Annotated in this window: 11 protein-coding genes; 1 reads left to right on the top strand and 10 read right to left on the bottom strand. The window is 71.8% G+C overall.

Features of this window, described 5'->3' with window-relative positions:
• Positions 1-43 precede the first annotated feature (43 nt).
• The 4 genes from ACH4N1_RS24670 to ACH4N1_RS24655 form a co-directional block, all read right to left on the bottom strand.
• The gene (locus ACH4N1_RS24670; RefSeq protein WP_398100140.1) at positions 44-727 is read right to left on the bottom strand and encodes a response regulator; all 684 of its coding nucleotides are present in this window, start codon (positions 725-727) and stop codon (positions 44-46) included.
• The gene (locus tag ACH4N1_RS24665; RefSeq protein WP_398100138.1) at positions 724-1,875 is read right to left on the bottom strand and encodes a sensor histidine kinase; all 1,152 of its coding nucleotides are present in this window, start codon (positions 1,873-1,875) and stop codon (positions 724-726) included. The genes ACH4N1_RS24670 and ACH4N1_RS24665 overlap by 4 nt, the downstream gene beginning before the upstream one ends.
• Positions 1,872-2,402, bottom strand: a complete 531-nt coding sequence (locus tag ACH4N1_RS24660) for a DUF1453 domain-containing protein (RefSeq protein ID WP_398100136.1) — start codon at positions 2,400-2,402, stop codon at positions 1,872-1,874. The genes ACH4N1_RS24665 and ACH4N1_RS24660 overlap by 4 nt, the downstream gene beginning before the upstream one ends.
• 241 nt (positions 2,403-2,643) lie before the next feature.
• Entirely contained in the window at positions 2,644-4,767 is a 2,124-nt protein-coding gene (locus tag ACH4N1_RS24655) for a type IIA DNA topoisomerase subunit B (RefSeq protein WP_398100134.1), read from the bottom strand.
• 442 nt (positions 4,768-5,209) lie between these two features.
• On the opposite strand from ACH4N1_RS24655, the gene ACH4N1_RS24650 reads away from it, so the two are divergent.
• On the top strand, positions 5,210-5,434 hold the full coding sequence (locus ACH4N1_RS24650) for a hypothetical protein (protein WP_073492764.1): 225 nt from the start codon (positions 5,210-5,212) through the stop codon (positions 5,432-5,434).
• Between the two features lie 111 nt (positions 5,435-5,545).
• On the opposite strand, the gene ACH4N1_RS24645 is transcribed toward ACH4N1_RS24650, so the two are convergent.
• The 6 genes from ACH4N1_RS24645 to ACH4N1_RS24620 form a co-directional block, all read right to left on the bottom strand.
• Entirely contained in the window at positions 5,546-6,421 is an 876-nt protein-coding gene (locus ACH4N1_RS24645; protein ID WP_398100133.1) for a S1 family peptidase, read from the bottom strand.
• A gap of 132 nt (positions 6,422-6,553) precedes the next feature.
• Positions 6,554-8,095 (bottom strand): RNA polymerase sigma factor, encoded by a 1,542-nt coding sequence (locus ACH4N1_RS24640; protein WP_398100131.1) that lies wholly within the window; start codon positions 8,093-8,095, stop codon positions 6,554-6,556.
• A gap of 433 nt (positions 8,096-8,528) precedes the next feature.
• Positions 8,529-9,416: a FadR/GntR family transcriptional regulator gene (locus ACH4N1_RS24635; RefSeq protein WP_398100130.1), complete on the bottom strand. Its 888-nt coding sequence runs from the start codon at positions 9,414-9,416 to the stop codon at positions 8,529-8,531.
• 162 nt (positions 9,417-9,578) lie between these two features.
• Entirely contained in the window at positions 9,579-11,849 is a 2,271-nt protein-coding gene (locus ACH4N1_RS24630) for an ATP-binding cassette domain-containing protein (protein ID WP_398100129.1), read from the bottom strand.
• A 277-nt stretch (positions 11,850-12,126) separates the two neighbouring features.
• Positions 12,127-12,885, bottom strand: coding sequence for an NUDIX domain-containing protein (locus tag ACH4N1_RS24625; protein WP_398100128.1), 759 nt, complete (start codon positions 12,883-12,885; stop codon positions 12,127-12,129).
• 130 nt (positions 12,886-13,015) lie between these two features.
• Positions 13,016-14,935, bottom strand: coding sequence for a glycogen debranching N-terminal domain-containing protein (locus tag ACH4N1_RS24620; RefSeq protein ID WP_398100126.1), 1,920 nt, complete (start codon positions 14,933-14,935; stop codon positions 13,016-13,018).
• Between the last annotated feature and the right edge of the window lie 220 nt (positions 14,936-15,155).

Below are 15,155 nucleotides of genomic sequence, written 5' to 3'. Positions count from 1 at the left end.
CTTCCCTTCCCACTTCACCCCATCAGGTGATGAAAAGCCCCGTTCACCCCGCCGGCGGCCGCACCAACCCCTTCCTGAACGCGTAACGCACCGCCTGCGCCCGGTCCTTGAGCCCCGTCTTGGTGAACATGTTGTTGATGTGGGTCTTCACCGTCGCCGTGGACACCTGCAGTTCGCGGGCGATCTCCTGGTTGCTGAGTCCCTCCGCGATCAGGACGAGCACCTCGGTCTCCCGCGCGGTCAGCCCGTCGGGCGGTCCGACGAGCACCGTCGGTTCCGGCTCGGGCTCCGAGAGGCGCTCCAGCAGCCGCCGTTGAACGCTCGGCGACAGTCCCGCGTCCCCGGACAGCACGCTCTGCACAGCTCGCAGGATCTCGTCACCGCCCGCGTCCTTGGTCAGGTAACCCCGTGCGCCCGCTCTGAGCGCGGGGAACAAGGACTCGTCGTCCCCGAAAGTCGTGAGCACCACGACCTGGGTGCCGGGATGCTCGGCACGGATGCGCCGAGTCGCCTCGGCTCCGTCGCAGCGGGGCATCCGCAGGTCCATGAGCACCACGTCCGGGGCGAGTTCGGTGACGAGCCGCACTGCCTCCTCGCCGTCCGCGGCGGCGCCCACGACCTCGATCCCCGGCAGCAGCCCGAGCAGCATCACGATGCCTTCCCGGACGACGGTCTGGTCGTCCGCCACCACGACCCGGGCGGGCCGCACCCCCGACTCCCCCGTCATACCGGCACCTTCAGCGTCACCACGAACCCTTCCTCACCCGGTCCGGCCTCGAGCGAACCTCCCAACAGTTCGGCGCGCTCCCGCATCCCCAGCAGACCGTACCCGCCTCCCGCCCCGGCGAGTTCGCCCGGCGGCCCCCCAGAGTCCCTGACGTGCAAGGTCACTTGGCCGGGCTCGTAGTCGAGGCGCAGACGTACTCTGGCCCCGGGCGCGTGCTTGCGGACGTTGGTCAGGGCCTCCTGGGCGACCCTGCGCACGGTCTGTGACGCGTCGGCCGGCAGCGGTCTGCGCTCCCCCGCCACGGTGACCTCCGCACCGGCGGTCGCCCGCACCAGCCCGGTCAGGAACTCCTCCAGGGGAGTCAGCTCACCCCGCAGCGCGGAGAGCGCCTGCCGTGTCTCGTCGAGACCGTCGCGCGCCATCCCGCGCGCCGCGACCACCCGCTCGAGAATCCGGTCACGGTCCGCGCCCCGCTCGATCAGCAGCCGGGCGGCCTCCAGGTGCACGAGTTGCGCCGAGAGGCTGTGCGCCAGCACATCGTGGATCTCCCGGGCGATCCGGGCCCGCTCGGCCAGCGCGGCCGACTCCGCCTCCGCGGCCCGCGCGGCTCTCTCCTGGGCCAGCAGCCGCTGGGCACTGCCCCGGGCCTCCGCGTCCAGGCGGAGCGCGTACCCCGCGAGGGCCATGCCGCCGGTCGCGGCGGCTGTGCCCAGCCACCCGTCGCCGCTGAACACCGCGAACGCGGCGAAGCCCGCGCCCGCCGTCGGAAGCGCGGCTGCCACGGGCAGTCGCTCCAGGGCCGCGACGGCGGACCCGCACCACACAACGGTGGCCGGCGTCTCGAATCCCGCGGCATGGACGCCGGCGGCCAGTCCCAGCAGCAGAAGCAACAGGGTCACGGACGGCCACAGCCGGTGCTCGGCCGTCAGGCGGAAGAACGCCCAGGCCAGCACGGCGGCCACGAGGAATCCGCCGGCCCCGGCCACTGCTGTCCAGCCATGGACACGATCGTCGTGGAAAGCGCTCCAGAGCAGGACACCGGCCACCAGGAGCCGTACGGCCCAGGCGAGCAGCCGCCTCGGCCGTGGGATCCCCTCACGGCCGAGCGCCTCCTGGGAGGGCCAGCGTAGGAAGGCGTCCCGCATCACACGCGCTCCTTCCACCGGGACCGGGACGCGTCGGCACCGTGCGCCGGGGCTGGGGCCAGAGCGGGGGCCGGCTCCAGGAACCGCACCCGCCACGTCAGGATGCCGGAGCGGACGAGCAGGGTGGTGGCGAGAGCGAGCAGCAGGGCCGAGCCGCCCTGGGGGACGCCCACCATCGCGCCGCACGCGAACGGAGCCACACGCAGGCCGATACCGACGGCCCGGACAGCCGCGCTCACCCTGATGCTCCTGCTCCACACCGCACCGTCCGCCTCCACCCATATGCGCGTGGTCCAGGCCCAGCCGGCTCCCATGGCGAGACCCACGAGCAGTTCCCCGGCGAGTATCGCGGCGGACGCCGTGTGATGGCGGGCGTCGAGGAGGTCGGGCTCACGCAGGGCCGCGACGGCGAGGATGCCGGGCAGCACCCACCAGCGTCGGTCCCCTTCGACACGGCCGGCGCGGAACTGCCGCACGATCACCACGACGGCCACGGCCGCGATCAGCAGTGCGTCGACGAGCCCGGGCATGTCGGCCTCCGTGAGCGGGAAGGGGCGGCCGACGGCGAGTGCCGTCGGCGCCTTCGACGCTACGGAAAGACACGGGTCCGCAGATCGGACTACGGGTGGATCATGGGTGGATCTCGGCGAGCCGCGCTCTCCACCCACGGGTGGAGCCTTCGCCGACCGCGCCTGAACGGAACGCCGGGCGGGGCCGACCCGGCGTCCGGTTCGGCCCCGCCCGGTGTCCCGCCCGGCCCGGCGTCGGCTGCTACGCGTCGATCCGCGACCGGTCCAGCGTCGCCGCCGAACTGGAGATGAATTCCTTGCGCGGTGCCACGTCGTTCCCCATGAGCAGATCGAACACCTGCTCGGCCGCTTCCAGGTCGGAGAGGTTGATCCGCCGCAGGGTGCGGTGACGCGGGTCCATCGTGGTCTCGGCCAGCTGATCGGCGTCCATCTCGCCGAGGCCCTTGTAACGCTGGATGGAGTCCTTGTACCGGACCCCCTTGCTCTGGAACTCCATGAGCTTGTCCCGCAGCTCGCGGTCCGAGTACGTGTACACGTACTTGTCCTGCCCCCTCTTGGGCTGGATGAGCTCGATGCGGTGCAGCGGCGGCACCGCCGCGAACACCCGGCCCGCTTCCACCATGGGCCGCATGTACCGCTGGAACAGCGTCAGCAGCAGGCACCGGATGTGGGAGCCGTCCACATCGGCGTCGGTCATCATGATGATCTTGCCGTAACGGGCCGCGTCGATGTCGAAGGTCCGCCCGGAGCCCGCTCCTATGACCTGGATGATCGCACCGCATTCGGCGTTCTTGAGCATGTCCGTCACGGACGACTTCTGAACGTTGAGGATCTTGCCCCGGATCGGCAGGAGTGCCTGGAACTCGGAGTTCCGCGCGAGCTTCGCCGTACCGAGCGCGGAGTCGCCCTCGACGATGAACAGTTCGCTGCGGTCGACGTCGTCGCTGCGGCAGTCCGCGAGCTTGGCGGGCAGGGAGGAGGACTCCAGAGCCGTCTTGCGGCGCTGGGCGTCCTTGTGCTGCCGGGCCGCGATACGCGTACGTGCGGCGGCGACCGCCTTCTCCATGACGACCCGCGCCTGGGCAGCCGCGTCCCGCTTGGTGGACGTCAGGAACGCCTTGAGTTCCCGGGAGACCACGGTGTTCACGATGCGGCGGGCCGCCGAGGTGCCGAGGACCTCCTTGGTCTGGCCCTCGAACTGGGGCTCGGCGAGCCGGACCGTGACGACGGCCGTCAGCCCCTCCAGGGCGTCGTCCTTGACGATGTCGTCCTCGGCGACGCGCAGCAGCTTCTTGGCGCGCAGCACCTCGTTCATCGTCTTGGCGACGGCCTGCTCGAAGCCCGCCACGTGGGTGCCGCCCTTGGGGGTGGCGATGATGTTGACGAAGGACCGGAGGGTGGTGTCGTACCCGGTGCCCCAGCGCAGCGCGACGTCGACGCCCAGTTCGCGGGTGACCTCCGTCGGCGTCATCTGGCCGTGGTCGTCGAGGACGGGCACCGTCTCCTTGAAGGAGCCCTGCCCGGTGAAGCGGAGGACGTCGCAGACGGGCCTGTCAGACGCGAGGTACTCGCAGAACTCACTGATGCCGCCATCGAAGCGGAAGGACTCCTCGCCCTTGCTGCCGCCGTCACCCAGGCCGTACTCGTCGCGGACGACGATCGTCAGGCCGGGCACCAGGAAAGCGGTCTGGCGGGCGCGCTGGTGGAGGTGCTCCAGGGAGAGCTTGGCGTCCTTGAGGAAGATCTGCCGGTCGGCCCAGTAGCGCACGCGCGTGCCGCTGCGGGTCTTGGGGATCCGCTTGGTCTTGCGCAGTCCGCTCGCGGGCTCGAACTTCGCGTCGGGCCCGGCGCCGGCGAACGCCCCGGGGACGCCGCGGCGGAAGCTGATCGCATGGGTGTGCCCGCCACGGTCGACCTCGACGTCGAGCCGGGCGGACAGGGCGTTCACCACCGAGGCACCGACACCGTGCAGACCGCCGGAGGCGGCGTACGAGCCACCGCCGAACTTGCCGCCGGCGTGCAGTTTGGTCATGACGACCTCGACACCGGACAGACCGGTCTTGGGCTCGACGTCGACGGGGATGCCCCGGCCGTTGTCCCGCACCTCGACGGAGCCGTCGTCGTGAAGGATCACCTCGATGTGGTCGCCGTAGCTGCCGAGGGCTTCGTCGACGGAGTTGTCGATGATCTCCCAGAGGCAGTGCATGAGGCCACGGCTGTCGGTGGACCCGATGTACATACCCGGGCGCTTGCGCACGGCCTCGAGGCCTTCGAGGACGAGCAGGTGCCGCGCGGTGTAGTTGGAACCGTCCCGGTCTGCTCCTGCCAGCAGCGCTGTGGACGGCACGGACGTATCGGCGGTCACGCGGTTCGCTCCTCGCTGAATTTCAGATGGGCCCTCACGGGGTAAGGGCGCGGCTTCGGTCGCCGCAAAGAGGGTACCGAGGCCTGGTAGAGCCGTTGTCACGCCACCCTCCCCCGAACTCACACTAGTCCAGCGTCGCATGCATGTTCGATCCCTCGATGGAGTGAAGTACATATCACGTTCCCTTCGAGGCATGAACCATTTAGGCTCCGGGCACGTCCTCATGAACAAACCGGCAATCCAGCCGGGAGGACCGGCCCATGACCGACAGCGCGAAACCGTACGACACAGCAGACATGTAATACGGCACATTCGCCGCCAAACCGGCAGCAGACGGCCGCCTCGGAAGATTTTTTCGAGGAGAAGCCACGAGCGGGAACGTTTGGGGCTGGTTGGATGTTGACCCTGGTACGACAGCTCGTCGAGCTAGAGAAGAGGCGACGTGACTACTGTTCTGACCCCCGCGAGCCCGATGACGGCCGCTGACCGCTGCGACCGCTGCGGCGCCCAGGCGTACGTGCGCGTCGTCCTGCTCAGCGGCGGAGAACTGCTCTTCTGCGCCCACCACGGTCGCAAGTTCGAGCCGGAACTCAAGAAGATCGCCGCTGAGATACAGGACGAGACGGAGCGACTGACCGCCGTTCCCGCCTCAGAAGAAGAGCGCTGACAGTTCGCGTTCGACGACGAGCCACAACCGGCACAGGCTGGTAGCGGGCGGCCGCCCCTGCGTCCCAGGGGCGGCCGCCCGCACTCGTTCGTCGTCCCCGGTGTCCCCGGTTCAGCCCGCGTGCGGCGTCCGAGCGGCGCCCGGCAGCGCGGCCTCCCAACGCAGCGTGCTGACGATGTCGGACACGCGCGTGTAGACACCGGGGCTTCCGGCCCGCCCGCACCCGTCCCCCCAGGACACGAGACCGATCAGTCGGCCCCGGGCGACCAGCGGTCCGCCACTGTCCCCCTGACACGAGTCGCGGCCTCCCTGGGCCTCCCCCGCGCACACCATCGTCTGCGCCCGGTACGCACCGTCGGCCGGCCCTGGGTACGCGTTCGCGCAGACACTGTCCCGCAGTACGTGCACACGGGCGGCCCGCAGACCGTGGGCGTAGGAGCCGCTCCCCGTGGTGTCCCCCCAGCCGTAGACCACGGCCTCGGTCCCCGGCTCGTACGCCGGATCACCGACGCCGGTCATCGTGATGACCGAAGTCCGCGGCAGCGGCTCGGCCAGCTTGAGCACGGCGAAGTCGCCCGAGTTGCCGTGGGCGTCGTAGGCCGGGTTCACCCAGATCTCGTTCACGGCGATCTCCCGGCCGGCGTCCGAGTAGAGGTCCGTGCGGCCCGCGACGACCTTCAGGTCGCGCGCCCGGTCCGGGGGGACCCCCAGGACCTCCTCGCCCATGCAGTGGGCCGCGGTGAGCACCGTGGTCGGGCCGACGGCCACTCCCCCGCAGAACTGCCCGGACCGCATACCTCCGAACCGGTCACGGCTGGACAGGGCGACGGTCCAGGGACTGTCCGACACATCGACCGGGAAGCCGCCCACCACGACCCCGTCGGAGGCCGCAGGGGCGGCGGGAGCGGCGGAGGCCAGCGGTATCGCCGTGATCGCGGCCGCCAGGACCAACGGCCGGGTCAGCGCCCGGACAATGGGACGACGCATGTACGCTCCTCACTCTGGAGTGATCAAGGAACACCCAGAGTGATCCAGCCCCTGGCGCCGCGCACCCGGGCGCCAAGGCGAAGGCCCGGCTCCCTGCGGGGAACCGGGCCTTCGGCGTCGTACGGAGTCGACTCAGTCGAGGTAGTCGCGCAGCACCTGGGAACGCGACGGGTGGCGCAGCTTCGACATCGTCTTGGACTCGATCTGGCGGATGCGCTCGCGCGTCACGCCGTAGACCTTGCCGATCTCGTCGAGGGTCTTCGGCTGACCGTCGGTGAGGCCGAAACGCATGGAGACCACGCCGGCCTCACGCTCGGACAGGGTGTCGAGGACGGAGTGCAGCTGCTCCTGGAGGAGCGTGAAGCTGACCGCGTCGGCCGGTACGACGGCCTCGGAGTCCTCGATGAGGTCACCGAACTCGCTGTCGCCGTCCTCGCCCAGCGGGGTGTGCAGCGAGATGGGCTCGCGGCCGTACTTCTGGACCTCGATGACCTTCTCCGGGGTCATGTCGAGTTCCTTGGCCAGCTCTTCCGGGGTGGGCTCGCGACCCAGGTCCTGGAGCATCTGGCGCTGCACGCGCGCGAGCTTGTTGATGACCTCGACCATGTGCACCGGGATGCGGATGGTGCGGGCCTGGTCGGCCATGGCGCGGGTGATCGCCTGACGGATCCACCAGGTGGCGTACGTGGAGAACTTGTAGCCCTTGGTGTAGTCGAACTTCTCGACCGCGCGGATCAGACCGAGGTTGCCCTCCTGGATGAGGTCCAGGAAGAGCATGCCGCGGCCGGTGTAGCGCTTGGCGAGGGAGACCACCAGACGGAGGTTCGCCTCCAGCAGGTGGTTCTTGGCGCGGCGGCCGTCCTCGGCGATGATCTCCAGCTCGCGCTTGAGCTTGGGGGCGAGCTTGTCGGCGTTGGCCAGCTTGTCCTCGGCGAACAGACCGGCCTCGATGCGCTTGGCGAGCTCGACCTCCTGCTCGGCGTTGAGCAGCGGGACCTTGCCGATCTGCTTGAGGTAGTCCTTGACCGGGTCGGCGGTGGCGCCGGCGGCGGCGACCTGCTGGGCCGGCGCGTCGTCCTCGTCCTCGTCGGAGAGGACGAATCCGGCGCTCTCGGTGCCCTCGGGCTCGTCGCCCGTCTTGGGGGTCTCCTCGAGGACCTCGTCCTCGACCAGCTCGGCGTCGTCCTTCTTGCCGGCGGTCTTCTTGGCCGCCGTCTTCTTGGCGGGGGTGGCCTTCTTGGCGGTCGCCTTCTTGGCGACAGTCTTCTTGGCAGCCGCCTTCTTCTCGGTGGCGGCCTCGCCTGTGGGGTCGTCCACAGCGGGGGCGGCCGGAGCGGCGGGGGAAGTGGCGGTGGCCTTCCTGGTGGTCACCGTCTTCGCCGCGACCGTCTTGGTGGCGGCGCGCTTGGCCGGACTCTTCGCTGCGACGCTCTTTCGGGTGCGCTTGGGCTCCGCGGCACTGACCATCAGCGTCACACCCTCTTCCTCGAGGATCTGGTTGAGGCTGCGCAGTACGTTTTTCCACTGAGTGGCCGGAATCTGGTCAGCTTCGAAGGCCCGACGCACATCGTCGCCGGCGATCTGCCCCTCAGCCTTTCCCCGCTCAATGAGCGCCATGACAGAGACGGACTCGGCGATCTCCGGCGGGAGCGTACGGGATGTGCTGGCCGACACGAACAACCTCTCGGAACGTTGGAAAACGGCTTCCGGCCCCGTCCACGAGGGACAGGAGCCGACCACCGGCCTGGGGGTGGGCCGACGGTGCGGGCGGGGGCCGGGAAGTTGCACAGCGCCTTCTATGGCGTCCGTATTCCTTCCGCGGCAGTCACCTCTTAGGTCATCGCGTTGCTTCCATGAGCGTTACGCCCAATCTTCGTGGCCCGAGTCACACCCCGTAAGCGCTCAAAGGCTGTCAGACGCGGGCAGATAAGGTCACCCGCAGTGTCTACCCACACCGTTGCGAGTCAATCGGCCTCGACGCGCGGTCGGACCCCGCAGACCCGAGGTGGGTCCTGCGGGGTCCGACGGGAGGGCGGGGAGGCGGGGCACGACGCAGGAGGAGGAAGAGGAGTGGGGCGTCCCCGGCAGCGCCGACCGCGGCGTGCGGTCAGTGCTCGCGAGGCGCCGGGACGACCCGCTCCACCTCGGGGTGGAGGGTGAGCAGCTGCCGCATGGCCGCTTCGGCACCGGCGCCGTCACCCGCGGCGAGGGCGTCGGCGATCCTGCCGTGGTGGCCCAGCGAAGCCTCGGTCGGCCGGTCGCAGCCCGTGACAGGGCCGCCGGAGACCTGAAGTGCGGAGGACACGATGCCGGAGAGGTGCTCCAGCATGCGGTTGCCCGCGACCTGGATGAGCAGAGAATGGAACTCAGCGTCGGCCCGGGAATAGGTGAGCGCGTCGCCCTGCCCCATGGCGTGTCCCATGATCTCGACCATGTCCGACAGTCGCTGCTGGACGTCCTCGCGCCCGTGCCCGGCCGCGAGACGGGCGGCGAGCGGCTCAATCGTCCAGCGCAGCTCGCTCAGCTCGCGCCGCTGGTTGTCACGCTGCGGACCGAAGGCCCGCCACTCGATGATGTCCGGGTCGAGAAGATTCCAGTCGCTCACGGGACGCACGCGCGTGCCGACGTTCGGCCGCGCGCTGACGAGTCCCTTGGCCTCCAGGACCCGGAGCGACTCGCGGACGACGGTGCGGGAGACCTCGAAGCGCTGGCCGATCTCCTCCGGCACGAGCGGGCGGTCCGCACCCAGATCACCGGAAACGATCATCTGGCCGAGCTGCTGGACGAGCTGGCCGTGCAGCCCGCGTCCGCGGCTGCCCGCGCCACGCCGGCCCACACGGCCCAGCTCGGGATCCGCACCCTCCCAGACAGGGGTGCCGACGCGGTCGGCGGCGGGGCCCTCCCCGAAGGGGTAGCGGTCGAGTTCGCCCGGGCCGGCCAGACCGGAGTCGGCGGAGCGGGCGGCGGTCATCATGGTGTGCGCAAGGGTACTCACGGATCCTTTGTCGGCGCCGCCTCCAACTCCCTTGAGGTCTTTGGTGAAAAGCACACGAAAGGGTGATCGCTCACTCCGTCGCAATTGACGCCTTATCGGAAAGAAATGGGCGTTCTGCGGGGAGTTGCGCACAATCCGTTCCCAGGTGGGAACGGGCGGTCGTCATCGGGCACGACTGCGCATGGTTGTGAGCAGATACGCGCAGAGCAGACCGCTCAGCGACAACGCCAAGGCTCCACCCACGGGTTGAGCGACCACGCGCAACGCGGCTGCCACATAGCGGTCTCCGCCGAAGGGCCACTGCGAGAGCAGCACCTCACGCAGCCGCACCGAGAATCCGGCGGCGGTCCGCACAGATGCGCTCTCCACGGCTTTCTGTACGAGCGGTACGACAGCCACCGGTACGGCGACCACCGCGGCGAGTCCGGCCGTGGTGGACCGGAAGACGCCCGCGGCCAGAACGCCGGCCCAGGCGCAGCCGACCGTGAGCGCGAGCCAACTCGCCCCCAGCTGCAACCAGTCGGCGGGAACCTGCATGAACTCCCGCCCGTGGACGAGATAGAGCACTTCGGCGTCACAGCCCGCGGTGAGGAAGGCGAGCGTCAGCGCGGTGAGGGCGGAGACGAGGAGCTTGGCGGTGAGCAGACCCAGCCTGCGCGGCACGCTCCCGCGATCCGCCGCCAGGGCGGGGTGGCGGAACTCGTCCCCGAAGGCGAGCGCACCGAGCAGGCCCGCGCCGAGCGCCGCCGGGGGCAGCGGCAGCTGCACGGGCCAGGCGGCCAGCAGCCGTGCCTGCGAGGTGTGCCCGATACGGGCCAGGACGAGCGAGGTGAGGGCGGAGACGAGCAGGACGGCGGCACCGGTGAGGAAGCCGGTGCTGATACCCGCGGCACGGCGCAGTTCGTAGCGGAGAGGGCGCAGCGGGCTGGGGGCGGAACGGACGGCGATGGGGGGTGGCAGAGCGGGCAGGGCGCCCTCGAGAGCTCGGGAGGGGCCCGAGGGGCCCCCGGCCGGGGCGCGGGCGGGTCCAGCGACGGCGACCGGGGAGTCGTCGGGGCCGCCGTCCGGCGGGGCCGGCTGCGCGGGGGGCGCCGTCATGGCCGCGGCGGCCGGTCCCGGTCCGGCGTCTCCCGGCGCGACCGATTCCCCGACCGGCGTGACCGCCGACCCTGCGGCGGCCCGTCCCGGTCCCACGACTCCCGGCGCGACCGCCCCCTTGACCGGCGCCGTCGCCGTGTCCGGCACCGCCCCCTTGACTGGCGCCGTCGCCGTGTCCGGCACCGCCCCCTTGACCGGCGCCGTCACCGTGGCCGCGGTGGCCGGTCCCGGTGCGATAGGGGTCGGCCGGGGTCCGGCTGCGGTGGAGGTGGAGGGCGGGTTCGGGGTCGGGCGGTCAGGTTCCGGGGAGGGGGCGTCGGCGGCCGCGGTGGGCTGCTCCTCGTGGGACGTGCCGCCGGACGGTCGGTCGTCGCGGGCGTGGGCCGGGCCGGGTTCGCCGTCCCGGCCGCCGGTCTCCTGCACGGCGTGCGTCGAGTCCACGTTGCCGCCGTCGGCTCCGGGTCCCATGTCGCCCACCTCGTCGGCGAGTTGGTGGACGAGGATGCGGTGCCGGAACGCGGCCTCCCCGATGTCTGCACAGGTACTGCCGTACACGGAGAGGCGGTTGCCGTCCTCCTGCACGACCTCGACGGAGCGGCGAGCGGTACGGGCCTCTTTGGTGAGCGCGGCCGCCAGGCGCGCGGCGTGCGGGGTGCGGACGGCGACGCGGGGCCGCAGCCGGTTGCGGGCGAAATGCGCGGCTTCCTGGTCGGCGACGAGCCTGCCCTGGTCCAGGGTGACGACCCGGTCGGCCGTACGGGCGGCCTCCTTGGGCTCGGCCGTGGTCGAGAGCACGGTGCCGCCCTGGGCCGCGTGCGCGCGCAGCAGACCGTGCAGCCAGCGGCTTTCGCGCTCGGAGAGCCCGTCGGCCGGTTGGTCGAGCACGAGGGTGTGCGGATCGGCGAGAAGGGCGCAGGCGAGGCCGAGCCGGCGGTCCATGCCGCGGGAGAGGGTGCCCAGGCGCTCGTCGCGCAGGCTGACCAGGCCGACCGCTTCGAGGACTTCGTCGGCCCGTCGGACCGGGACACCGGCGGCCGCGCACAACATGCGCAGATGGCCGCGGACGGTGCGGGCCGGATGCCCCGGCACATCCCCCAGGAGGACACCGACCTCCCGGGACGGGTGGGCGATGCGGTGCAGGGGGCGCCCCCTGAAGTAGGTCAGACCACGGCCCTGTTGGAGTTCGAGCATGAGTCTCAGTGCCGTGGTCTTACCCGCGCCCGGCGCTCCGAGCAGCACGGTCACGTGTCCCGCGCGCGCCTCGAAGGAAACGTCGTCGAGCGCGAGCGGGAGGCCCTTGCGGGGATTGCTGGTCAGTCCGAAGGCCTGGATCACCCGTAGCAAGATAGCGCGCTATGTACCGTTTTGCGGAGTAGCACGGCTGGCCACGGAACCCTGATCGTCACGGGGCGCCAACCACCCCGCCCGGAACGGCGATCGACACGGACACCTGATCCACGGGAGGCGCGAGGTGAACACCGAGCGACGGTCGACGTCCCGGAGCGGTCACGGCCCGGTCAGCACGTCCCGGGGCGGTCGAGGCCCTGGCCCGCCGCGCATGTCCCGAAGCGGTCGAGGCCCTGTCACACACCTCCCGGTACGCGCGCCGGGATCACACCTCGGGGCGCAGCATCGGCGGGTTGAGCAGGGTCGCGCCGCCGGCGCGGAAGAGCTGCGCGGGGCGGCCGCCCTGGCGGGTGGTGGTGCCGCCCGTGGGGACCAGGAAGCCCGGTGTGCCCGTCACCTTGCGGTGGAAGTTCCGCGGGTCCAGCGCCACCCCCCACACCGCTTCGTACACGCGGCGCAGCTCGCCGACGGTGAACTCGGTGGGGCAGAAAGCGGTCGCCAGCGACGAGTACTCGATCTTGGAGCGGGCCCGCTCGACCCCGTCGGCAAGGATCTGCGCGTGATCGAAGGCGAGGGGTGCCACCGGTTCGCCGTCACGGCCGTAACCGCCCTGCTGCAGCAGTTCCTCGACCGGGGCCCAGCACGCGTTGCTCGCGTCGCCGCCGGCACGCGGTGCCGGCAGGTCGGGGGCGAGGGCGAGGTGGGCGACGCTGACCACACGCATCCGGGGGTCGCGCCCGGGATCGCCGTAGGTGGCGAGCTGTTCCAGGTGGGCGCCGTTGTCCTGGTCGGGGGCGGCGGGACCGTGGGCGCGCAGTCCGGTCTCCTCGGCCAGTTCGCGTGCCGCTGCCTGGGAAAGGTCCTCGTCGTCCCGCACGAAGCCGCCCGGAAGGGCCCACCATCCCTGGAACGGCGGCTCCCCCCTGCGCACCGCCAGCGCGCACAGGGCATGGCGGCGCACGGTCAGCACGACCAGGTCCACAGTGACGGCGAAGGGCGGAAACGCTGACGGGTCGTAGGGCATGCGGCGATCATAGTCGTCTTCCTGACGATAAACACGCCCTTCGTCCGCCGCATCGACGGCTGAGCCACCGCGGTCCGCGCGGCCGTCTCCACGCGCCCCGGGGCTGTCGGCCCGCCCGTGTCCCGCCGGGTCACGCGCCCAATTGCAGCCCGTCGGCCGCCTCCTCGACCATGGCCAGCCCGAGTCGGCTGACCCGCACGGAGAAGGGGGCACCGGAGACCCGCAGGCCTGTCAGACAGACCTCGCCCAGGGGTGCGCCGCGCAGCGGGCGCAAGGTCACGGTCCCGGCCGGGGCGTCGGGCCGGATTCCCGCCACCGTGGTCAGGAGGAGTACCCCGGCGGCGGCCGCGGTGGCGGCGGGGCGGCAGGCGGCCGGGTGGGGCAGTGGAGCACTCCCCTCGGTTCGCTGCTCCCCGCCGTACATCTCGGGGAGCCGGTGGCCGAAGGCCTCGGCAGCCGCCAGTACGCCCCGCAGCAGGGACCCCGCCTCCTTCTCGTATCCCGCCGCCGCCAGCCCCGCGACTCCGATCGCCGTCTCGTGGACCCGTACGGCACCGCCGCGATGCCCGAAGGGGTTGTGACCCGCCTCCCTCACGCCCAGTCCGCGCAACCCCCAGCCGGAGTCCATGCCCGGGCTGCCGAGGAGCCGGGCGAGTTGTTCGGTCCGCACCTTGTCGAGGAGCCCCTGGGCGTACTCCCCGCCGCCCAGCAGGCCGGTGTCCAGGAGGTGGACGGTGGTCGCTCCCAGACGGGGCACCGGGCGGCCGTCCGGGGTCCGGGCGGCGGCGGGGCGGCCGCCTGCCGGGTCGTCGACCCAGAAGTCCTCGTGGAACGCGGTCCGCAGAGCCTGCGCCCATTCCCTCAGTCCGTTGCCGCCTGGTCTGCCCAGGGTGTCGAGCAGGTCGGCGCCGAGCAGTGCCGCGCGGTGGGCATGGGCCTGCGTCTCGCACCGGAGGGGCCCGCCGGGCTGGGGGTCGCACAGGTACGTGCCCTCCCCCACCGTGGCCCGCAGCCAGGCCAGACAGCGCTCGGCCGTCGGCAGCAGCTCCTCCGTCTCCCGATCGGGCAGCCCCCACCGGCGGGCCTCCGCCAGGACCACGGGGAAGAGCAGCGTCGCCTCCGTCCCGGTGCAGGCCGGAGGCAGGTGTGCGCCCGCGTCGCGCCGCGGTCCCGGGATCATGCCCGTCCGTGGCCCCTTGCCCCTGACCTGGGTGCGGGCGAGGGCGCGCAGCGTGCCGGCGGCGAGCCGCGTGCCGAGAGGCAGGGTCATACGGGCCGCGGCCAGGGCCTCGGCGGGGGCCGGCCCGCAGCGCCACGGTGCTCCCGCGGCGAGCTGGGTGTCCCCGGGGTGTAGGGGGTCCCGCACGAGGAGGGCCTCCAGGTCCTCGATGCTCGTGTCCAGGAACTGACGGACCCGGGGGTCGTCGCCGGTCGCCCGCGCGGCGGCCAGGGGGCTCGTGGCGGCCCGGCCCACGGCCCGCACCGGTCCCGCACCTTCCAGGCGGACTCTCAGCTCGACGGTCACGCTGCCGCCGGGAGGCACGTCGAACTCCCAGCGCAGGAGCCCTGCGGAGGCGAGCGCGTCGGTGGGTGGCGGGTGGGCCGTGATGCAGGCGTTCCCGGCGGGGCCGGCCCAGCGCAGGCCGGAGTCGTGCACGTCTGCGGGCAGCTCGGGCCCGACGGCGCCGGCCGCGACGGTGCCCAGGTCGGCCAGGTCCGTGCCGAGGGCCACCTCCACCGGCAGACGTAGTGGGCGCGTGGCGGCGCTGCGCAACGTGATCCGTTCGACGCCGTCCGCGGAACGGGTTCGCTCGACGACGACGTCCGGGTCCGGTCCTCCATGGGGCGTGACCCGCAGGGTTCCGACGAAACGAGCCCGGTCGGCCGATGTCATCCGTGCCTGGACGACGAGCGGTTCGCGTCCGGCGACCCGCACCTGGCAGCGGGACAGGACGCGTCGGCCGGCCCGGTAGAACCCCTCCAGTCCGTGTCCGGTCAGCTGTCCCTCGCCGGTGGAGATGGCGAGACCGGGCAGGGAGACGCAGATCATCGCCGTGTGGACGGGGGGCAGATCGGCGGGGCGACGCGGGGTCGCTCCCTGAGCCGGTGGCATCTCCCGTCGCGGGGGCCGAGGTGCCGGATCGGGTGGCGGCAGCACCGGGCGGCGTTCGTCGGTGGCTGAGGGCGGAGTCGGCTGATGCATGAGGTGACTTCCTCTGCTCTCTGGACGCCTCTGGCGTGGTCGGCGGCCGTCTCCGGCAGGGCGCAGC

This window comes from Streptomyces sp. NPDC017202 (genome assembly GCF_044331705.1).
Lineage (GTDB): Bacteria > Actinomycetota > Actinomycetes > Streptomycetales > Streptomycetaceae > Streptomyces.
This window is presented reverse-complemented; position numbering and strand designations above follow the sequence as displayed.